The sequence below is a fragment of the Stenotrophomonas sp. 24(2023) genome, from assembly GCF_030913365.1.
In the GTDB taxonomy this organism is placed as follows: domain Bacteria; phylum Pseudomonadota; class Gammaproteobacteria; order Xanthomonadales; family Xanthomonadaceae; genus Stenotrophomonas.
Genome location: NZ_CP133160.1, coordinates 3,486,075 through 3,505,094 on the forward strand (window position 1 = coordinate 3,486,075; position 19,020 = coordinate 3,505,094).

General features: G+C 67.8%; 24 protein-coding genes, 1 tRNA gene and 1 riboswitch. Of the genes, 15 read left to right on the forward strand and 10 right to left on the reverse strand.

The annotated features are described in order from the left end of the window. The first annotated feature begins 40 nt into the window (after positions 1–40). Positions 41–871 carry an AraC family transcriptional regulator gene (locus Q9R17_RS15850; protein WP_308155547.1) on the forward strand — a complete coding sequence of 277 codons (831 nt, stop codon included), beginning with the start codon at positions 41–43 and terminating at the stop codon, positions 869–871. A gap of 3 nt (positions 872–874) precedes the next feature. Here the strand turns inward: Q9R17_RS15850 and crcB are convergent, their stop codons facing one another. Together crcB and Q9R17_RS15860 are read right to left on the reverse strand one after the other, a co-directional pair. After that, positions 875–1,258 carry a fluoride efflux transporter CrcB gene (gene crcB / locus Q9R17_RS15855; protein WP_308155548.1) on the reverse strand — a complete coding sequence of 128 codons (384 nt, stop codon included), beginning with the start codon at positions 1,256–1,258 and terminating at the stop codon, positions 875–877. Between the two features lie 75 nt (positions 1,259–1,333). Further along, a riboswitch (Fluoride riboswitch) is annotated at positions 1,334–1,394 on the reverse strand. A gap of 32 nt (positions 1,395–1,426) precedes the next feature. Continuing rightward, the gene (locus tag Q9R17_RS15860) at positions 1,427–1,825 is read right to left on the reverse strand and encodes a transcriptional regulator (protein WP_343238730.1); all 399 of its coding nucleotides are present in this window, start codon (positions 1,823–1,825) and stop codon (positions 1,427–1,429) included. A 113-nt stretch (positions 1,826–1,938) separates the two neighbouring features. Here Q9R17_RS15860 and Q9R17_RS15865 point away from each other — a divergent pair, with 113 nt between their 5' ends. Together Q9R17_RS15865 and Q9R17_RS15870 are read left to right on the forward strand one after the other, a co-directional pair. After that, a complete protein-coding gene (locus tag Q9R17_RS15865) occupies positions 1,939–2,205 on the forward strand; it encodes a Cro/CI family transcriptional regulator (protein WP_308155550.1) in 267 nt (88 codons plus the stop codon). 385 nt (positions 2,206–2,590) lie between these two features. Beyond that, positions 2,591–2,830: a hypothetical protein gene (locus Q9R17_RS15870; protein WP_308155551.1), complete on the forward strand. Its 240-nt coding sequence runs from the start codon at positions 2,591–2,593 to the stop codon at positions 2,828–2,830. A 1-nt stretch (position 2,831) separates the two neighbouring features. Here Q9R17_RS15870 and Q9R17_RS15875 read toward each other — a convergent pair whose 3' ends face one another. Both Q9R17_RS15875 and Q9R17_RS15880 read right to left on the reverse strand, forming a co-directional pair. Continuing rightward, positions 2,832–3,863, reverse strand: coding sequence for a 4Fe-4S dicluster domain-containing protein (locus Q9R17_RS15875; protein ID WP_308155552.1), 1,032 nt, complete (start codon positions 3,861–3,863; stop codon positions 2,832–2,834). Positions 3,864–3,895: 32 nt separating this feature from the next. After that, positions 3,896–4,186 carry a hypothetical protein gene (locus tag Q9R17_RS15880; protein WP_308155553.1) on the reverse strand — a complete coding sequence of 97 codons (291 nt, stop codon included), beginning with the start codon at positions 4,184–4,186 and terminating at the stop codon, positions 3,896–3,898. A 182-nt stretch (positions 4,187–4,368) separates the two neighbouring features. On the opposite strand from Q9R17_RS15880, the gene Q9R17_RS15885 reads away from it, so the two are divergent. Both Q9R17_RS15885 and hemN read left to right on the forward strand, forming a co-directional pair. Then, positions 4,369–4,809 (forward strand): group III truncated hemoglobin, encoded by a 441-nt coding sequence (locus Q9R17_RS15885; protein WP_308155554.1) that lies wholly within the window; start codon positions 4,369–4,371, stop codon positions 4,807–4,809. Between the two features lie 45 nt (positions 4,810–4,854). Beyond that, positions 4,855–6,264 carry an oxygen-independent coproporphyrinogen III oxidase gene (gene hemN / locus Q9R17_RS15890; RefSeq protein WP_308155555.1) on the forward strand — a complete coding sequence of 470 codons (1,410 nt, stop codon included), beginning with the start codon at positions 4,855–4,857 and terminating at the stop codon, positions 6,262–6,264. A gap of 12 nt (positions 6,265–6,276) precedes the next feature. On the opposite strand, the gene Q9R17_RS15895 is transcribed toward hemN, so the two are convergent. After that, entirely contained in the window at positions 6,277–6,741 is a 465-nt protein-coding gene (locus Q9R17_RS15895) for a hypothetical protein (protein ID WP_308155556.1), read from the reverse strand. A gap of 126 nt (positions 6,742–6,867) precedes the next feature. Between Q9R17_RS15895 and Q9R17_RS15900 the strand changes: the two genes are divergently transcribed. Further along, positions 6,868–7,587, forward strand: a complete 720-nt coding sequence (locus tag Q9R17_RS15900; protein ID WP_308155557.1) for a YafY family protein — start codon at positions 6,868–6,870, stop codon at positions 7,585–7,587. A 33-nt stretch (positions 7,588–7,620) separates the two neighbouring features. Beyond that, positions 7,621–7,995 (forward strand): VOC family protein, encoded by a 375-nt coding sequence (locus Q9R17_RS15905; RefSeq protein ID WP_308155558.1) that lies wholly within the window; start codon positions 7,621–7,623, stop codon positions 7,993–7,995. A 41-nt stretch (positions 7,996–8,036) separates the two neighbouring features. Here Q9R17_RS15905 and Q9R17_RS15910 read toward each other — a convergent pair. After that, positions 8,037–8,123 (reverse strand) — tRNA-Leu (locus Q9R17_RS15910). 144 nt (positions 8,124–8,267) lie between these two features. Between Q9R17_RS15910 and Q9R17_RS15915 the strand changes: the two genes are divergently transcribed. From Q9R17_RS15915 to Q9R17_RS15930, 4 genes are all read left to right on the forward strand, one after another. After that, positions 8,268–8,714, forward strand: coding sequence for a BLUF domain-containing protein (locus Q9R17_RS15915; protein WP_308155559.1), 447 nt, complete (start codon positions 8,268–8,270; stop codon positions 8,712–8,714). A 108-nt stretch (positions 8,715–8,822) separates the two neighbouring features. Then, entirely contained in the window at positions 8,823–10,109 is a 1,287-nt protein-coding gene (locus tag Q9R17_RS15920) for a nucleotide sugar dehydrogenase (protein ID WP_308155560.1), read from the forward strand. Positions 10,110–10,160: 51 nt separating this feature from the next. Then, positions 10,161–11,783 carry an FMN-binding glutamate synthase family protein gene (locus tag Q9R17_RS15925; protein WP_308155561.1) on the forward strand — a complete coding sequence of 541 codons (1,623 nt, stop codon included), beginning with the start codon at positions 10,161–10,163 and terminating at the stop codon, positions 11,781–11,783. Between the two features lie 41 nt (positions 11,784–11,824). Beyond that, positions 11,825–12,289, forward strand: a complete 465-nt coding sequence (locus Q9R17_RS15930) for a GNAT family N-acetyltransferase (protein WP_308155562.1) — start codon at positions 11,825–11,827, stop codon at positions 12,287–12,289. 6 nt (positions 12,290–12,295) lie between these two features. Here Q9R17_RS15930 and Q9R17_RS15935 read toward each other — a convergent pair whose 3' ends face one another. Together Q9R17_RS15935 and Q9R17_RS15940 are read right to left on the reverse strand one after the other, a co-directional pair. Beyond that, positions 12,296–13,543, reverse strand: a complete 1,248-nt coding sequence (locus Q9R17_RS15935) for a TIGR03862 family flavoprotein (RefSeq protein WP_308155563.1) — start codon at positions 13,541–13,543, stop codon at positions 12,296–12,298. Further along, entirely contained in the window at positions 13,530–13,964 is a 435-nt protein-coding gene (locus Q9R17_RS15940; RefSeq protein ID WP_308155564.1) for an FKBP-type peptidyl-prolyl cis-trans isomerase, read from the reverse strand. Before Q9R17_RS15940 ends, Q9R17_RS15935 begins: the two co-directional genes overlap by 14 nt. A 69-nt stretch (positions 13,965–14,033) precedes the next feature. Here Q9R17_RS15940 and Q9R17_RS15945 point away from each other — a divergent pair, with 69 nt between their 5' ends. The 4 genes from Q9R17_RS15945 (at position 14,034) to Q9R17_RS15960 (ending at position 16,900) form a co-directional block, all read left to right on the forward strand. Next, entirely contained in the window at positions 14,034–14,399 is a 366-nt protein-coding gene (locus Q9R17_RS15945; RefSeq protein ID WP_308155565.1) for a DUF6164 family protein, read from the forward strand. Positions 14,400–14,443: 44 nt separating this feature from the next. After that, positions 14,444–15,211 carry a sulfurtransferase gene (locus Q9R17_RS15950; RefSeq protein WP_308155566.1) on the forward strand — a complete coding sequence of 256 codons (768 nt, stop codon included), beginning with the start codon at positions 14,444–14,446 and terminating at the stop codon, positions 15,209–15,211. Between the two features lie 126 nt (positions 15,212–15,337). Continuing rightward, complete coding sequence (locus tag Q9R17_RS15955) at positions 15,338–16,333, forward strand: LLM class flavin-dependent oxidoreductase (RefSeq protein ID WP_308155567.1); 996 nt, start codon at positions 15,338–15,340, stop codon at positions 16,331–16,333. A gap of 69 nt (positions 16,334–16,402) precedes the next feature. Then, a complete protein-coding gene (locus tag Q9R17_RS15960) occupies positions 16,403–16,900 on the forward strand; it encodes a pyridoxamine 5'-phosphate oxidase family protein (RefSeq protein ID WP_308155568.1) in 498 nt (165 codons plus the stop codon). A gap of 85 nt (positions 16,901–16,985) precedes the next feature. On the opposite strand, the gene Q9R17_RS15965 is transcribed toward Q9R17_RS15960, so the two are convergent. Together Q9R17_RS15965 and Q9R17_RS15970 are read right to left on the reverse strand one after the other, a co-directional pair. Further along, complete coding sequence (locus Q9R17_RS15965; RefSeq protein ID WP_308155569.1) at positions 16,986–17,645, reverse strand: exopolysaccharide biosynthesis protein; 660 nt, start codon at positions 17,643–17,645, stop codon at positions 16,986–16,988. Continuing rightward, entirely contained in the window at positions 17,629–18,972 is a 1,344-nt protein-coding gene (locus Q9R17_RS15970) for a hemolysin family protein (RefSeq protein ID WP_308155570.1), read from the reverse strand. Before Q9R17_RS15970 ends, Q9R17_RS15965 begins: the two co-directional genes overlap by 17 nt. Positions 18,973–19,020 lie beyond the last annotated feature (48 nt).

Sequence of the window (19,020 nt, forward strand, 5' to 3'; positions counted from 1 at the left end):
CGTCATATCGAATCAATGTGTTTTGATCTGGAGTCCGGCCATGGTCGATCGTCTCGCGGTATTGCTGGAGCGTTTCTCGGTCTCCGCATCGATGTTCAACGCCGGAGCACTGTGCGGCATCAACGTGCTGGACGGGCAGGGCGAAGAGGGTCAGCTGCACCTGGTGCGGCGTGGCCCCCTGCAGGTGGTGCACCAGCAGAAGACCCTGCAAATCGATGAACCGAGCCTGCTGCTGTACCCCCGGCCACTGGCGCATCGCTTCATCAGCGACCCGGAACACGGCGCGGACATGGCCTGCGCCAACCTGCGCTTTGAAGGCGGCCGCTTCAATCCGATCAGTGCGGCGCTGCCGGATGTGATCTGCCTGCCGCTGCGCGCGCTGGAGGGCGCCGAGGGCACGCTGGCGTTGCTGTTCGACGAGGCGTTCACCCAGCGCTGCGGCCGCACCGCGATGGTCAACCGCCTGTTCGAAGTGGTGATGATCCAGGTGCTGCGCTACCTGATGGAAAGTGGCCAGGTGCGCGGAGGACTGCTGGCCGGGCTGGGGCATCCGCGCCTGCGGCTGGCGCTGGTGGCCGTGCACGAACAGCCGGCACACCCCTGGACCCTGGCCAGCCTGGCCGATGTGGCCGGCATGTCGCGCACGGTGTTTGCCGAAGCCTTCCGCCAGGCGCTGGGCACCACGCCGGGCCAGTACCTGCAAGGCTGGCGGGTGGGCCTGGCCCAGCAGGCGCTGCGCCAGGGCCAGCCGCTCAAGCGCATTGCAGATGAGGTCGGCTATGGCAGCGAGGCGGCCCTGTCACGGGCGTTCAAGGCGCACACCGGGCAGTCGCCGCGGCAATGGCGCGGGCACCTGCCCGAGGCGGCCTGAGTCTTACCCCATCACCAGGCGGGCCAGCTTCATGCCGGCGAACAGGCCGGCCACGCCCAGCAGGACCGAACCACCGGCATACAACGCGGCCAGGCCGTGCTGGCCACGCTGCAGCAGCAGGCCGATTTCCAGCGAGAACGTCGAGAACGTGGTGTAGCCGCCGAGGATGCCGGTGGTCAGCAGCAGGCGCAGCTGCGGCGAAGCCCCGTTGCGCAGTGCGAAGGCTTCCACCACCACGCCCATCAGGATGGCGCCGCTGATGTTGACCAGGAAGGTGGCCCACGGCCAGCTGCTGCCGACCACCACGCGCGACCCGATCAGGTTGCAGAAATGGCGCAGGCACGCGCCCGCGCCACCGCCCAGGAACACCAGCACATAGTTGTTCATCCACTCGCCTCCATCGGCAGGTTCGATGGTGTTCGCGACGACGGGCACACCCTGCCATCGACGAACACCGGGTTCGTCACAGCAGGAGCCATCAGCCACAAGGCGGTTATCGGGAAGCCCCATTCCCATCGGGCGCCATCGTAGCAGGGCCGGGCAGGGCGCGCAGCGCTACAGCGAGGTGTCCAGCACGCGCACGATCCTGCCGCGGCTCACGCCCTCAACCAGCAGGTCGTAGGCCATCAGGGTCAGCACCGCCTGCCGTTCCAGGCCGATGGCCGGTTCGGGCTGCTGCAGCATCTCCGAGACCAGGGCGAAGCTGTTCACCCAGTGGGATTTTTCGATGGCGTTGTAGGCGTAGCCGGGGCCGTCCTCGCCGATGCTGCGGCCGCGCGGGCCGAACAGCAGTTCGCGCGCGTCCATTTTCACGGCATCGGCGATGCGGAACAGCTGTTCCGCTTTTACGTGGTCCGCCTTCACCCGGTCCTTGAGCCAGTTGCTGACGGTTGCCGTGGTGGAGTGCGAGGCGTTGGCGAGATCCACCGGGCGTGGCAGCCCGGCGTCCTTCATCGCATGTCTGAGTCGTTGGCCGAGAGTCTTCATCTATGCAAGCGAGCTTAACAGTTGGATTCGCAAGAAACCTTGCCGGGAAAATAAAGGTTCCTAGCCCATGGATGCCGGCGATGTTTGTCGTGTGGAGCAAGTACTACGTGCGTGACAGGCTCGGCCTGCGAACCGATTCGGACCTGGCGAAATTGTTTGGAGTGTCGCGATCGGCTGTGTCGCAATGGCCTAAAAACAAGGCGATTCCACAGTTGCGACGCTACATGCTGCAACAGAAGTATCCAGTGCTGTTCCCGTCAGGAGGCGAAGGATGCGCCAGCGATGTGGCCACGCGCGACGCGGCGGGCAGCGGCACGGCAGAGGAATCAGGAAGCGTCAGCAGCTAGTTTCCTGCGGGGACGAAAAATAAAGCATGCTTAACAAAAGGGCGAATGTGCCGGCGCTTGTGGTGTCAATCTGTGACCGACGGCGGGTTCATTGCGCGGTATGAGGGGATGGCATCGTTCCGCGATCTGCTGCCTGCCTTGGCGAGCGAGGGATCGATCCAGGGAGGGGGGTGTCGTGATGGGGTCGGTCCCGAGGAACGCTGCACGGCGTCGATTTTCGTGAACGATTAATATTTTCGATCAAGAAAGTAGGGGTATGTCATTGACCTGACGTGAAAACTGTGACTAATTTGAATCAAGCGCAGGTGAAAGTTCAGTAACCTGACGGGGGAGAACCGGGCTGGTTGAACGTCAATGCATCAGATACAAGTCCAAGGGAGGTCGTATGCAATACGGCATGCATGGCTTGGCTGAACGGGTACGTCGCGAGCTTGAATCCAGTTACCAGAAGCACGGATGCGGTCCAGAGTTCTGGAACACCTACCAGGAGGTGCTCGACCGGCTTGTGCCCCAGGGTACGACCCGGACGGATGTCACCAATGAAATGGCGCTGATCATCGAGCAGCTGGGCATCGTGCGGCGCGCCCAGCTGGTGCCGCCGCATGCGGGGGGCGAACTGCGCTGATTCAGCCCAGCCGCCAGGCGCCGCAGGCCAGCAGGGCCAGCAGCAGACCCAGCAATGCCAGGGTGCGCGGGCGCATGAAGTGCCCGCGCTGGCCGGCCATCGTGGCCGGGCTGCGGTAGCGCACCAGGGAGCGGCCGAAGCCGGCGCTGCGCTGGACATCATCGCAGGCGTCCTGGCAGGCGCCGCAGGCCAGGCAGTCGGCCTGCGGCCCCTGGCGGATGTCCAGCTGCACCGGGCAGGCCGCTACGCAGGCATCACAGGCCAGGCAATCGCCCAGGCGATCGGCGGGAAACCGGGGCATCGGGCCCGCCAGCTGCGGGTGTGCGGCGCGGAAGGCATAGTCCTGCGCGGTCGTGGGGTCCAGCAGGCCGCGTCCACGGCCCATCACGCCGCCCAGGCCGGCAGGGCGCTGCCCGCGCGGTTCACCGCGGCGCGGGTCGTACAGCATGCGTGGCGTCCATGGGTCGGCCAGCAGTGGCTGCATGCGGGCGAAGGGGCACAGCGTGCGGCAGACCTGCTCGCGCAGGAACCCGGCATTGCCCCAGGTGGCAGCCGCATAGAACAGCACCCAGAAGATCTCCCAGCCACGCCAGCGCAGCATGGGAACGCCGGCCAGCAGGGCCTGGACCGGGCTGAACAGCCCGACGAAGGTGATGCCCGTCCACAGGGCCAGCAGAGCCCAGGCCAGCAGGGTCAGCGCGCGTGCCCAGCGTGGCTGGCGCACGCAGCGGCCGATGCCACGTTCGATCCAGGTGAAGGCACCGCTCCACACCGTCTGCGGGCAGGCATGCCCGCACCAGATCCGGCCGGCCAGATGGGTCAGCAGGGCCAGGGTCGTGGCCAGTACGGCCATCAGCCCCACCAGCACCCCGACATCGCCCGGCCACAAGGTCAGCCCGAACAGATCGAAGCGGCGTGCAGCCAGATCGAACAGCACGGCCTGGCGACCGTCCCAGCGCAGCCAGGGCAGCAGGTAGAACGCCAGCAGCAGGGCGGTGTTCAGTGCCGGGCGCCAGTGCCAGCGGCGGCGCATGCGGAGGGGGCGGGGTGCGGGGCGGGGCATGGTCAGCCCAGCGGGCACTGGTCATCCTCCGCCGGACGCGGCGGAGGGCGCAGCAGGTAACCGGTGATCGCGCTGGACAGCGCGGTGATTCCCCAGAACATGAAGAAGCCGATCGTATAGCCCGCTTCACGGCTGATGGCGTGGGAAGGGAAGCTGATGGCGCGCAGCTGCAGCGGGTCCACGCAGGCGAAAAACACCAGGCAGGCCAGGCCGGCGGCGATGAAGCTGGGCCACAGGATGGACCCCCAGTGCTGGAGCCGTGGCAGGCGATGGCCGAAGGACGGTGTGTTCATGGGCTCGCGGGTGGGCAGGAAAGGGAGGGGCGTATACTGCGCAGCGTCCGGCACGGACATGGCAGCGACGCCTGTTGCAGGCGGGGTCAGCCTAGGTGCCGGAACCTGCGCCGACATTGATCCAGATCAACGGCGCCGCCGCCCACGCGCGGCACACTGCCTGCGATCCACCGGTACCTGCGATGAGCCTTGCTTCCCAACCCCTTGCCACGACTGCGTCGCCCGATCTGTGCAGCGAGGCGGAAGTGACCCGCCTGGTGCATGACTTCTATGCGCGCGTGCGCCTGGAGGAACGCCTGGGCCCGGTGTTCGATGCCCATGTGCATGACTGGCCCGCGCACCTGGCACAGCTGGTGGATTTCTGGTCGGCGATGCTGCGCGGCACGCGCCGTTTCAAGGGCGCGCCGATGTCCAAGCACATGGCCATCGACCTGGACCGCGATCTGTTCGACCGCTGGCTGGCGTTGTTCCGGCAGACCACGGCCGAGTGCGGCAACCCCGGCATGCAGCAGCTGGCCGACGAGGTCGCCGCGCGCATCGGCGATACCTTCTGGAAGCGCTACCAGATGCTGCGCTGGCCGCAGGTAGCACTGCCGATCGTGGGCATGCCCGGCCGCGATTGATTTCGGTCAAGGCGTGCGGCGGCCCCCGGCGCGATGCTGCGGGCCATGGATACCTTCCCGCCTGCCGCCGGTGGCCTGGCCTGGACCTTCGATCCGGACCTGCTGCGCCGGCACGATCGCCCCGGCCCGCGCTATACCTCCTATCCCACGGCCCCGCATTTCCATGATGGCTTTGGCGAACCGGCCCTGCGCGAGGCCATCGCCGGCAGCAACCAGGCCGCGCGGGCATTGTCGCTCTACGTGCACGTGCCGTTCTGCACCAGCCCCTGCTTCTACTGTGGCTGCAACCGGGTCATCACCCGCGATCGCAGCCGTGGCCACGGCTACGTGGCGCGCGTGCTGGCCGAGGCCGATCTGCTGGCGCCGCAGTTCGCCGATGGGCGCGAGGTGATCCAGCTGCACTTGGGCGGCGGTACACCGAACTTCCTCGATGCCGCGGCGATGTCGGCCCTGGTGGAAGGCCTGCGCCGCCGTTTTGATTTCAGCAGCGCCGCCCAGCGCGATTTTTCCATCGAACTGGATCCCCGCTTCATCGACGCCGGGGATGTGGCCCTGCTGGCCCGGCTGGGGTTCAACCGTGCCAGCCTGGGCATCCAGGATTTCGACCCTCAGGTGCAGGCATCGATCAACCGCGTGCAGGGTGTACGGCAGACGCTGGCCATCCTGCGCGCCTGTCGTGACCAGGGCATGCGTTCGGTCAACGTTGACCTGATCTACGGGTTGCCCGGCCAGACGCTGCAGGGCTTCGGACGCACCCTGGAGCAGGTGCTTGCCCTGCGCCCGGACCGCCTGGCCGTGTATGGCTATGCGCACCTGCCGCACCTGTTCCGCGCGCAGCGCCAGATCGACGAAGCACGCCTGCCGGCACCGGAGCAGAAGCTGGCGCTGCTGGGCCTGGCGGTCGAACGCCTGTCGGCTGCCGGTTACCAGTACATCGGCATGGACCACTTCGCCCTTCCCGAAGAGGATCTTTCCCGCGCACAGCGCGCTGGCCAGCTGCACCGCAATTTCATGGGGTACACCACCCATGCCGACACCGACCTGGTGGGGCTGGGCGTGAGCGCGATCAGCCACATCGGCAGCACCTACAGCCAGAACCCGCGGGATCTGCCGGCGTGGGAAGCGTTGGTCGACGGTGGGCACCTGCCGGTCTGGCGTGGCGTGGCGCTCAGTGCCGATGATCGCCTGCGCGCGGAACTGATCCAGCAGCTGATGTGCCAGGGCGAAGTGGACGGGCGTGCGCTGGCCATGCGCCATGGTGTGGACTTCGACAGCTACTTCGCCGATGACCTGCAGGCTGTGGCGCAGCTGCAGCAGGACGGGCTGGCGCGGATCGAGCAGGGCGTGGTGCGTGCCAGTGAACCGGGCCGGCCACTGCTGCGCCTGCTGGCGATGTGCTTCGATCCGTACCTGCGCCAGGCACAGGCCGCGCCGCGTTACTCGCAGGCGATCTGACGCCCGGCAGGTTCAGCGGCTGCCCACGCCACGGTCGGCATGCCGGCTGGACATGCCACCGCTGGAGCGGGTGCGGGTCTGGCCATTGGAATCGGTGCGCGAGATCGAGTAACTGCCATCGCTGTAGGTGGTGCGTGTTTCACCGTTGCTGTCCGTGCGCGACGTCGAATAGCTGCCATCACTGTAGGTGGTGCGGGTCTGGCCGTTCGAATCGGTCCGCGAAGCGGAGTAGCTGCCGTCGCTGTAGGTGGTGCGCGTGTGCCCGTTGCTGTCCGTGCGCGATGTCGAAGAGCGGCCGTCACTGAAGCGGCTGCGCACCGTGCCATTGGCATCGCGCTGGCTGCTGCCATAGGAACCATCGCTGTAGCGGGTGCGGACGCTGCCGTCGGACTGCCGGTCGCCGGTGGCATAGGACTGTGCCAGCGCCGGTGTGCTGGCCAGCGCGAGCAGGAAGGAAAGCAGCAGGGCGGGCTTCATGCGTCGGCTCCAGGGGGCATCAGGCAGGGATGGCATTCCCGTCCGCACCATTGTGCCATCGCGCCGGAGGCGTGTGTCCGGGCCCGGGCGATGGCGCCCGTGCCGGGGGCGGCATACGATGCCCGGGTGTCCCGATCAGAACGCCTCCTTGCCCTGCTGCAGGTGCTGCGCAGCCATCGCCGCCCGGTCAGCGGGCAGGTGCTGGCCGCGCAGACCGGCGTCAGCCTGCGCACGCTTTATCGCGATATCGCCAGCCTGCAGGCGCAGGGGGCGGACATCGAGGGGGAGCGCGGTGTCGGCTACCAGATGAGGCCGGGGTTCCTGCTGCCGCCGTTGATGTTCAGTGCCGAAGAACTGGATGCGCTGGTCCTGGGCATGCGCTGGGTCGCCGACCGTGGCGATGCGGCGTTGGCGCGGGGGGCCAGCGCCGTCCTGGCCAAGGTGGGCGCGGTGCTGCCGCCGGACCTGCGGCGTGACCTGCACGAATCGGCCCTGCTGGTGGGAACGGGGCCAGGCAGGGCGCCGCCCGGCCCGGCCCTGGACCTGCTGCGCCCTGCCATCCGTGAACGGCGCAGGCTGCAGATCACCTACGAGGATGCCGCAGGCGGGGTCTCCCGGCGCGTGGTCTGGCCGTTCGCCCTGGTGTACTTCGACCAGTCGCGCGTGTTGATGTGCTGGTGTGAAGGGCGCAACGACTTCCGCAACTTCCGCACCGATCGCATCCGCCAGGCGGCGCCGATGGACGGGGTCTACCCCGGCACACGGCAGCAGCTGCTGCGGGAATGGCGCCGCCGCCGGCCGGACCATGGCCAGTCACTGCTGCCAGAAACTGACAGTAGCGGCTGATACGGTGCGGGCTCCCTTCAACAGGAGTCTTCCATGAAATTCGCGTCCGTCCGCCTGGTCACCGAGGCATTCGATCCGCTGGTCACGTTCTACCACCTGCTTTCCGGCGTGGAACCGATGCACCTTGCCGAAGGTTTCGCCGAGCTGCGCCTGCCCGGTGCGGTCCTGGCCATCAGTTCGGCACAGCTGGTGCAGCGCTTCAATGCCGGGGCCGCGATCGCGGCGGCCAACCGTTCGGCCATCCTGGAGTTCGAAGTGGACGATGTGGATGCGGTGGCCCAGCGCATGCAGCTGCAGGGCGTGGAGATGGTCATGCCGGTCACGGTGATGCCCTGGGGCAACCGTTCGCTGCTGCTGCGTGATCCCGATGGCAGCCTGGTGAACGTGTTCTCGCGGCCGCTGGGGTGAGGCGCGTGGTAATCGTCAGCGCATCGCCGTCTACAGCGCTCTGGTGCCCGGAGCCGGGATCGAACCGGCATGGGGTTGCCCCCGGCGGATTTTAAGTCCGATGCGTCTACCAGTTTCGCCATCCGGGCGTGCAGCGCGGCGGCGATTGTAGCCGATGCGAGCACGTTGGGCGGATCGCGCGCCAGCCACGGCGTCACGGTTTCGATCTGTGACCGACTATCCCGATTCGCCTATTCATGTCATAGTCAGGGCTCCATTGGCAGGAGCCCACCATGTCACTGCATGCGATCGTCTATGTCAGTGATGCGCGGGACCTGCTGCGGCCGGCCGATCTGGACCGGTTGCTGGCCGATGCCACCGCCTTCAACCGCGTGGCCGGGGTCACCGGCGTGCTGATGTTCGATGGCCGCCGCTTCCTGCAGTTCCTGGAAGGCCCGGACGATGGCATTGCCTCCGTCTACCCGCGCATCGCCAACGCACGCAGCCACAGTGGCCTGCACCTGCTGTGCGAAGGCACCATCGCGCGCCGGGCGTTCCCGCGCTGGACCATGGGCACGCGGCAGATCGATGCCGAGGTGCTCTCGCAGATCATCGACAGCCCCTGGTCGGGGTTTGCCGGGCCACCGGCACCGGCCAGCGATGGATTCATGCGCCTGCTGCAGGCCTGGACCGGGGCCGATGGCGAACTGGAGCCGCCGGCCGTCGCGCTGGGCTCCTGACCTTTTGCCCTTGGCGGCACTGGCCGGCGCCGGTACGCTGTCCGGCCCTGTTGCTGATGCCTGCGGTATTGCCATGATCCCGTCGCCACGACGTTGCCAGGTGCGCCGATGAGCGCATCGATCGGCGCGCAGGCCGAACCGCGCATCGCGGTCGTCGGGCTGGGCTATGTCGGCCTGCCGCTGGCGGTGGCCTTCGGGCGCCTGCAGCCGACGCTGGGCTTTGACATCGATGCCGGCCGCATCGCCGAACTGCAGGCTGGCCAGGACCATACGCTGGAAATGGAGCCCGACGAGCTTGCCGCAGCGGTACATCTGCGCTTTGGCAGCGATGAGGCCGTGCTGGAGGCCTGCAACGTCTACATCGTCACCGTGCCCACGCCCATCGATGCCTACGAACAGCCGGACCTGGAGCCGCTGCGCTCGGCGACCCGTCTGATCGCGCGGCACCTGCGCGCCGGCGATCTGGTCATCTACGAATCCACCGTCTACCCGGGTACCACCGAAGAGGTCTGCGTGCCCTTGCTGGAGGCCGGTTCCGGCCTGCGCTTCAACCAGGGGTTCTACTGCGGCTACAGCCCCGAGCGGGTCAGCCCCGGTGACCGCAACCGGCGGCTGGCCGACATCCGCAAGATCACCTCCGGGTCCACGCCACAGGTCGCTGCGGTGATCGATGGGCTGTATGCCCGCATCATCCATGCCGGCACGTTCCCGGTCACCTCCATCCGCGTGGCTGAAGCCGCCAAGGTGGTGGAGAACATCCAGCGTGATGTGAACATCGCCCTGGTCAACGAACTGGCGCTGATCTTCAACCGGCTCGGCATCGATACCCAGGATGTGCTGGACGCCGCCGGCAGCAAGTGGAACTTCCTGCCGTTCCGCCCGGGCCTGGTCGGTGGGCACTGCATCGGCGTGGACCCTTACTACCTGCTGCACAAATCGGAGAGCGTGGGTTACCACCCCGACCTGATCCACACCGCGCGCCAGGTCAACAACCGCGTGGGCGACCATGTGGCCGAACGCGTGCTGGCACTGCTCCGGGCCCGTGGCAGTGCGCCGGTTCCCGCGCGCGTGCTGGTGCTGGGTGTCACCTTCAAGGAGGACTGCCCGGACCTGCGCAACAGCCGTGCGCTGGACCTGGCCGTGCAGCTGGGTGCCGGTGGTGCGCAGGTGCAGGTGGTCGATCCCTGGGTAGGGCCGGCGGCACTGGAAGGACAGGGCGTGGACTGGATCCCGGCACCGCTCGCCCATGGCTACGATGCCGTGGTGCTGGCGGTGGCGCATGCGCGCTTCAAGGCCATGACCACGGAGCAGATCCAGGCGCTGCTGGCGCCGGGCGGCGTGGTCTACGACGTCAAATCGGTGTGGCCACGCACGGTGGTGGACGAGCGTCTGTAGCCGTTTATCGCGTGTCGGGTAGACTCGGGGCAGCTGCAACCGAGGAACGCCATGCACCGGTATCTTGCCTACCTGCTCGCCATCCTGCTGTTTCCGCTGTGCCTGTGGTTGGCCCTGATCTGGCCGGCCTGGTACTGGGGCGTGGGCCTGACCGCGGCGATGGTGCTGCTGGGCACCTGGGACCTGCTGCAGAAGCGCAGCACGCTGCGGCGCAACTATCCGGTGCTGGCGCACTTCCGCTATGGCCTGGAATCGATCGGCCCGGAAATCCGCCAGTATTTCGTGCAGAGCGACCTGGAGGACGTGCCGTTCTCGCGCCAGCAGCGCGCGCTGATCTACCAGCGCAGCAAGAACGAGATGGACACCGTGCCGTTCGGCACCCTGCGCAGCACCTACGCGGTGGATTACGAGTGGATCAACCACTCGCTGGCGCCGACCACCATCGGCCACCATGATTTCCGCGTGCTGATCGGGCCCAACTGCGCCAAGCCCTATTCGGCCAGCGTGTTCAACATCTCGGCGATGAGTTTCGGTTCGCTGTCGGCCAACGCGATCCGCGCGCTCAACGAAGGCGCGCGCCGTGGCGGCTTCTACCACGACACCGGCGAAGGCTCGATCTCGCCGTACCACCGCGAGATGGGCGGCGATCTGGTCTGGGAAATCGGCTCGGGCTACTTCGGTTGCCGCGATGACAAGGGCGCCTTCAGTGAAGAACGCTTCATCGCCAATGCAACGCATGACCAGGTGAAGATGATCGAGATTAAGCTGTCGCAGGGCGCCAAGCCCGGCCATGGCGGGGTGCTGCCGGCGCCGAAGGTGACCGCCGAGATCTCTGCCACCCGCGGCGTGCCGATGGGCGTGGACTGCGTGTCGCCATCACGGCACTCGGCATTCTCCACGCCGGTGGAACTGCTGCAGTTCGTGGCGCGCCTGCGCGAACTGTCCGGCGGCAAGCCGGTCGGCTTCAAGCTGGCCATCGGCCATCCCTGGGAATGGTTCGGCATTGCCAAGGCGATGAGCGAGACCGGGCTGCTGCCGGATTTCATCGTGGTCGATGGTGCCGAAGGGGGAACCGGTGCGGCACCGGCGGAGTTCGTCGACCACGTCGGTATCCCCATGCACGAGGCCCTGCTGCTGGTGCACAACACGCTGGTGGGGCTGGACCTGCGCGAGCGCATCCGCATCGGCGCGGCCGGCAAGATCACCAGCGCCTTCGATATCGCCCGCACCATCGCGCTGGGCGCGGACTGGTGCAACGCCGGGCGGGGCTTCATGTTCGCGCTGGGCTGCATCCAGTCGCTGAGCTGCCATTCGGACAAATGCCCCACCGGCATCGCCACCCAGGACCCGAAACGCTGGAAGCACCTGGATGCGCCGGACAAGGCCAGCCGCGTGCACAGCTACCACGAGCACACCCTGCATGCCCTGATGGAACTGCTGTGCGCGGCCGGGCTGAACGACCCGGCTGAACTGGGGCCTGAGCACATCCTGCGTCGTGTTTCGCCTGTCGAGATCCGTTCGCTGGCATCGTTGTACCGGTACCTCGCCCCGGGTGAACTGCTCAGCCGCGTGCCCGACCACGCGGTGTTTCATGACTTCTGGGCCGATGCCCGCAGTGATTCGTTCCAGCCGCCGGCACGCATCCAGGCGTTGCGTGCCAGCAAATCACGCTAGGCTGCAGGGCCTGGAAACGGTCTGCCCTGCCTGGAGGCGACATGCACTTTCGTAGCGGTACCCACGATGATGTGGCCGCCCTGTGGGCCCTGCGGACGCGTTGCGTGCGTGAACTGTGCTGCAGCCACTACCCGCCGGAGGTGATCGCGCCGTGGTCGGCGTCGCCGCCGCCGGCACAGTACCCGCGCCTGCTGGCGCAGGGCGGCTGCGTGGTGGTCGAAGACGGGCAGGGGACGCTGCTGGGGTTCGGCGTACTGGACAGGGACGGCAACGAGATCGATGCGCTGTTCGTTGATCCGGGGCACGGCGGGCAGGGCATCGGCCAGGCGGTGATGTCGCGCCTGCTGGCCATGGCCGATCCGGCGCGGGAGGTGGTGCTGTCGGCGTCGCTCAATGCGGTGCCGTTCTACCAGCGGCAGGGCTTCATTGCCGTACGCGAGGAAGCCTATCCGCACCCCAGCGGCATGTCGCTGGCCTCGGTGCGCATGCGCCGGGCCTGGCCGTAAGCGGCATCAGCGCCGGCCCAGCCACGCGATCACGCCTTCTGCCGCGCGCTGCCCGCTGGCGTAGCAGGCGGTCAACAGGTAGCCACCGGTCGGCGCTTCCCAGTCCAGCATCTCGCCGGCACAGAACACGCCGGGCAGCGCACGCAGCATCAGCCCATCGTCCATCGCGTCCAGGCGCACGCCGCCGGCGGTGCTGATCACCTCGGCCATCGGGCGCGGGCGCAGCAGGGGCACCGGCAGGCGCTTGAGCGTGGCTGCCACGGTGGCCGGATCGTTGCCGGCGTCCTTGCCCAGCACTTCGAACACCAGCGCGGCCTTCACCGCATCCAGCCCGGCCTGTCGGCGCAGGTGCTCGCCGAAGCTGCGGCCCTTGCGCGGGCGCGACAGGTCGGCCAGCAGGCGTGCTTCGTCACGGCCGGGCACCAGATCCAGCCACAGCGTGGCGTGGCCCTGGCGGTTGAGGGTCTCGCGCAGGTCCGCTGCCAGTGCATAGACCAGGCTGCCTTCGATGCCGTAGGCGCTGACCACGCATTCGCCCTGCAGCTCGCGCGGCTGGCCATCCAGGCCCTGCCAGTGCGCGACGACCGGCTTCAGCGGGGCACCGGCGTGGCGCTCGGCGAAGAACGGTGTCCAGTCCACATCGAAGCCGCAGTTGGCCGACTGCAGCGGGGCGATGTCCACGCCACGGGCCTGCAGCGGCGCCACCCAGACGCCATCGCTGCCCAGCTGCGGCCAGCTGCCACCGCCGAGGGCCAGCACGGTGGCATCGGCATGGGAAGTGGTGTCGCCGGTTTCGGTGGCAAAGCGCAGTGCACCCGCCTCGTCCCAGCCCAGCCACCGGTGGTTCACGTGCAGGCGCACGCCCTGTTCCTTCAGCCGGCGCACCCAGCCGCGCAGCAGCGGGGCGGCCTTGCGGTCCACCGGGAACACCCGGCCGGAGCTGCCGACATAGGTCTCCACGCCGAAGCCGGCCGCCCAGTCGCGCAGCGCCTGGGCATCGAAGCCATCGAGCCAGCGGCCGACCGTGCCTGCCTGCTCGCGGTAACGGCTGTCGAACAGCGGGCGCGGATCGGAATGGGTCAGGTTCAGGCCGCCCTTGCCGGCGATCAGGAACTTGCGGCCGGGCGAGCCCTTGGCCTCGTACAGGTCCACGTCCAGCCCCGCCGCGCGCAGGCGCTCGGCGGCGAACAGGCCGGCCGGGCCGCCACCGATGACGGCGACGCGGCGCGGCGATGCAGCTTCAGTGCTTGACATCGAGCAGCTCGACATCGAACACCAGCGAAGATCCCGCCGGGATCGGGCCGACACGACGGTCGCCGTAGCCGTACGGCGGCGGGATCATCAGCGTGCGCTTGCCGCCGACCTTCATGCCGGCCACGCCTTCATCCCAGCCACGGATCACCTGGCCGGCCCCCAGATCGAAGGAGAACGGCTCGCCACGGCTGACCGAGCTGTCGAAGGTCTTGCCGTGCTTGCTCTCGGTGCGCTCGTCGTAGATCCAGCCGGTGTAGTGCACGGTCACCGTGCTGCCCGGGGTGGCTTCGGCACCGTTGCCGACCTGGGTATCGATGCGCTCGAAGGTGGTGATGGTGCCGCCCGGCGGCGGGCCGGCCGGTTCGGACGAACAACCGGCGGCAACGAGGGACAGCAGCAGGGGAAGCAGCAGGCGGCGCATCGGGCGTCTCCGGGAGGTCAGTGTCGAGGGCGGCAAGGGTAGCGCATCGCCGCCGGGTATCATGGGCGCATGGCCAAACTCCTGCTCAACCTGCGCCACGTCGGCGACGATGAATATGCCGATGTCTGCACCCTGCTGGACCAGCATGGCATCGCCTGGTACCGCACCGAACCCAGCCCCTGGGGCATTTCCAACGGCGGCCTGTGGCTGCGCGAGGATGCCGACCAGCCGCGCGCCAAGGCACTGATGGCGCAGTACCAGGCCGAGCGCGCCCCGCGTATCCGGGCCGAGCGCGAGCAGGCGCTGCGCGATGGCACCGCCGAGACCTTCGGCAGCCTGTTCCGCCGGCGGCCGCTGTATGTGCTCGCCGTGCTGCTGGGGATGGCCGTGGCCGCCGCGCTGGTGCTGCTGCCGTTCATGTTGCTGCGGGGCTGAACGGCCCCCCTGATCCGCAGGCGCTGTGGCGGTAAAATGGGCGGATGATCGCCAACACCGCTGCCTACCATTTCGCCGTCATCGACGCTCCCCAGGACCTGTGCGACCAGCTGCAGGCGCGCGCGGAGGCGGCCGCGCTGCGTGGCACCGTGCTGGTGGCGGGCGAGGGCATCAACCTGTTCCTGGCCGGCGCGCCGGCGGGCATCGATGCCTTCTACGCGGCGCTGCAGGCCGATGCACGCTTCGCCGGCATGCGGGTCAAGACCAGTTACAGCGAACACCAGCCCTTCGCCCGGCTCAAGGCCAAGGTGAAGCCGGAAATCATCAGCTTCCGCCGTGACGATGGCCAGCCGCTGGACTACCCGCGTGCGCCCGCCGTGGATCCGGCCACCGTGCAGCGCTGGCTGCGGCAGGGGCATGACGACGCCGGCAAGCCGGTGGTGATGCTCGATACGCGCAACCTGCAGGAAGTGGCGTACGGTACCTTCAAGGACGCGCTGGTGCTGCCGATCCACAAGTTCACCGACCTGCCCGACGCATTGGCGCCGCACCGGCAGGCGCTCAAGGACAGCACCGTGGTCAGCTTCTGCACCGGTGGCATCCGCTGCGAGAAGGCCGCGCTGTGGATGGCCAACGACGGCATGGACAACGTGCTGCAGCTTGATGGCGGCATCCTGGGATACTTCGAGGCGGTCGGTGGCGAAGGCTATGAGGGCCGCTGCTTCGTGTTCGACGAGCGGGTGGCGCTGGATGCGCAGCTCGCGCCGCTGGTGGATGAAGCCCTGCCCGAGCCGCAGCCCAGCGCGTTCTGACGGTGGCGTCGGTTTTCGCCGCCGCCGGCTGAACCCGCGTCGCAGGAATCAGCGTCCCGCTGCCGGCACTGGCCCGCGACCGGGGGTGCCCCCATCCAGAGCCGATCCTGTGATGGAAACTCCCTGATGATCCCGTTGTCGATCCTCGACCTGGCCCCGGTCTGCGAGGGCAGCGATACCACTGCCGCCTTCGCCAACATGCTGGAACTGGCCCAGCATGCCGATGCACTGGGCTACCGCCGCTACTGGCTGGCCGAACACCACAACATGCCCGGCATTGCCAGCGCCGCCACCGCGGTGCTGATCGGCCACGTGGCCGGTGGCACGAAACGCATCCGCGTCGGTGCCGGCGGCATCATGCTGCCCAACCACGCACCGCTGCAGGTGGCCGAACAGTTCGGCACGCTGGCCTCGCTGTACCCGGACCGCATCGACCTGGGCCTGGGGCGTGCCCCGGGCACCGATCAGCCGACCGCGCGCGCACTGCGCCGCTATTTCGACAGCGCCGACCAGTTCCCGCAGGACGTGCGCGAGTTGCTGCACTATTTCGAACCGGTCCAGCCCGGGCAGGCCGTGCAGGCGGTCCCCGGCGGTGGCCTGCGCGTGCCGACCTGGATCCTGGGGTCCAGCCTGTTCGGGGCGCGGATGGCCGCATCGATGGGCCTGCCGTATGCGTTCGCTTCGCACTTCGCGCCTGATGCCATGGACGAAGCGCTGGCCGTGTACCGCCGGGAGTTCCGCCCGTCTGCCACCCTGAAGCAGCCGCACGCGATGCTGGCGCTGAACGTGGTGGCCAGTGACAGTGAGGCCGAATCGCGCCGCCTGTTCACCAGCCAGCAGCAGAGCTTCGTCAACCTGCGCCGTGGCCGTCCCGGCAAGATTCCGGCGCCGATCGAGGACATCGAGGGCTTCTGGGAACCCCATGAAAAACTGGGCGTGGAGCGCGCGCTGGCCTGCACCGTGCTGGGCGATCCGCAGCAGGTGGCCGCAGGCATTGCCGCTTTTGTTGAACGCCACAAGCCCGACGAGCTGATGCTTACTGCCAACCTGTACGACCATCGCGCGCGCCTGCGCTCGTTCGAACTGGCCATGCAGGCCTGGCACGCCCGCCACGCGGGCTGAACATCCGCATCACGGCGCATTGCAGCGGCGCCGGGTCTGATGGGGGCTCAATCACCAGGAGCCCCCACCATGGCCGACACCCGTGCAGAACACATTGCCCAGCTGGCCGAACTGATCAAGGACGTGGAGGTGGCGATGTTCACCACCGTCGGCGTTGATGGACGCCTGTACAGCCGGCCGTTGGGCACCCAGCAGGTCGCCTTCGAGGGTGATCTGTGGTTCGCCACCGCTGCCGACAGCCCGAAGGTGGCCGAGATCGCGCTCAACCCACGGGTGAACGTGGCCTATGCCTCGTCCTCGAAAAACACCTATGTATCGGTGACCGGGCGCGCGCGCATCGTCGACGACCGGGCCCGGATCGAGGCACTGTGGTCGCCGCCGATGAAGCTGTTCTTCCCCGGTGGCAAGGACGACCCGAACCTGCGCCTGATCCATGTGCGTGCCGAGACGGCCGAATACTGGGACGGCCCCGGGACGCTGCTGGGCAAGGCATTGAGTTTCGTGCTGTCCGCCGTACAGGACGGGCCGGCGCAGCTGGGCGACAACGGTTTCGTCGATCTGCGGTGATCGTTCCGCCAATGGCTGCCGGGGCCGCGATGCCCAGTAGATCCACGCCATGTGTGGATGGGGCGATCCCGATCAACGCCGGTGCTCAGAACCAGCGCTGGAACAGATCCACGGTGTAGTTCACCAGCTGCCCGGAACTGAAACCGAAGAAGGCGATCGCGGCCACGCCCGCGATCCAGTTGAACAGCATCAGGGCACCGTCGCGTTCCAGCAGGGCCAACGCGAACAGCAGCAGCTGGAAACCGAACAGGTAGTTGGTGAACGGAATCGGCAGCGACAGCAGGATGCCCAGCAGCACCAGCAGCAGCCCGGTGAAGGCATGGGCCAGGGGCGGCACCAGCAGGCGCGGCAGGCGGGGCGTCAGCAGCTGGTCCAGCCGCCGCAGTGGCCGGTCGATGCGGTCCAGGAAGCGGTGCATGGTGCCGCGGCGCGGACCACGCCGGGCGATGAAGCCGGGCAGCCAGGGGCGGCGCCTGCAGCACAGCATCTGCAGCCCGATCAGGATCACCAGCGGTCCGCTGACCGCGCCCCCCATGCCGGGAATCGGGATGAACGAGGGCAGGATGGCCACGAACAGGAACACGCCGAAGGCGCTCTGCTGCAGTCCCTGCAGGATCTGGCCCAGGGGCATGTGCTGGGCCGGATCGCCGTGCTCGAACATCGCCTGCAGCGTGCGGATGCCTTCGTTGCGGTAGACCGGGCGCGCCTTGCCCCGGTCCGGGCCGTGCTCAGGCCGTGAGCTCATCGGCCTGCTCGTCGGACAGCGTGCGCAGCAGCAGCTTGTCCACGCGGGCGCCATCCAGATCGATCACCTCGATGCGCCAGCCGGCCCAGTCGAAATACTCGCCCGCATGTGGAATGCGGCCGAAGAAATGGATGCACATGCCGGCCAGCGTGTAGTAATCGCCTTCTTCGGCGTCGGGCAGCTCGCTGGTGCCCATCAGCTCGCGCAGGTCATCCACCGGCAGCGAGCCGTCCACCAGCAGCGAGCCGTCCTCGCGCGTCACCACCAGCGCATCCTCGTCGGCGTTCTCCACCGCCTGCAGGCGGCCGACCACCGCGCCCATCAGGTCGCTGATGGTCACCAGGCCCTGGATCTCACCGTATTCGTCCACCACCAGCGCCATCGACTGCTGTTCTTCGCGGAAGATCTCCAGCAGCTTCATCGCATGGGTCGATTCGGAGACATACAGCGGTTCGCGCAGGGTCTGGAACAGCGCGTTGTCACCACGCGCCATGCGCGTGGCCAGCGATTTCAGTTCCAGCACGCCGACCACGTCCTGGTCGTTGTCGCGGTACACCGGGTAACGCGAGAACTCATGCTCGGCCATGATTTCCAGGTTGCGCTCGTGGCTGGCCTGGGTATCAAGCCAGGCGATGCGGTTGCGCGGCGTCATCAGGCTGTCGGCGGTGCGGTCCCCCAGGCGCATGACACGGTTCATCATGTCGCGCTCGTGGCTGTCGATCACGCCGGCTTCGTGGCTTTCGGCCACCAGCATGCGGATCTCCTCTTCCGTGACCGAGGCGGCCTCGTCCTTGCCCAGGCCGAACAGGCGCAGCACCAGACGGGTGGAGTGGGACAGCAGCCAGACGGCCGGGAAGGCGATGCGGGCCAGCCCGCTCATCGGCAGTGCCACCAGGCCGGCGATGTCTTCCGAGCGGGTGATCGCCAGGCGCTTGGGCACCAGCTCGCCGAAGATCAGCGTCAGGAAGGTGATCAGCGCCACCGCCAGGGTCTTGCCGATCAGCAGCGACCAGGGCTGTGGGTCGCCGAACAGCGAGATGGAGGCCGACAGGGCCGGGAACATCGCCTGCAGGTGCTGGGCGATGGTGTTGCCGATGGCCTCGCCACCGTACACACCGGTCAGGATGCCGCCCAGGGTGATGCCGATCTGGACGGTGGACAGGAAATTCTCGGGCTTTTCGGACAGCTCCAGCGCCTTGGCTGCACGCTTGGAGGTGCTGGCCATCTGCTTCAGGCGGCTCTTGCGCGAGGTCATGACCGACATTTCGGACATGGCGAAGAAGCCGTTGAACACGATCAGGGCCAGGACAATCAGGAACTCAAACACGGGCGTCGTCCCCGGTTGGTGGCAGGGAGGGCGGGTGCTGGCGATGGC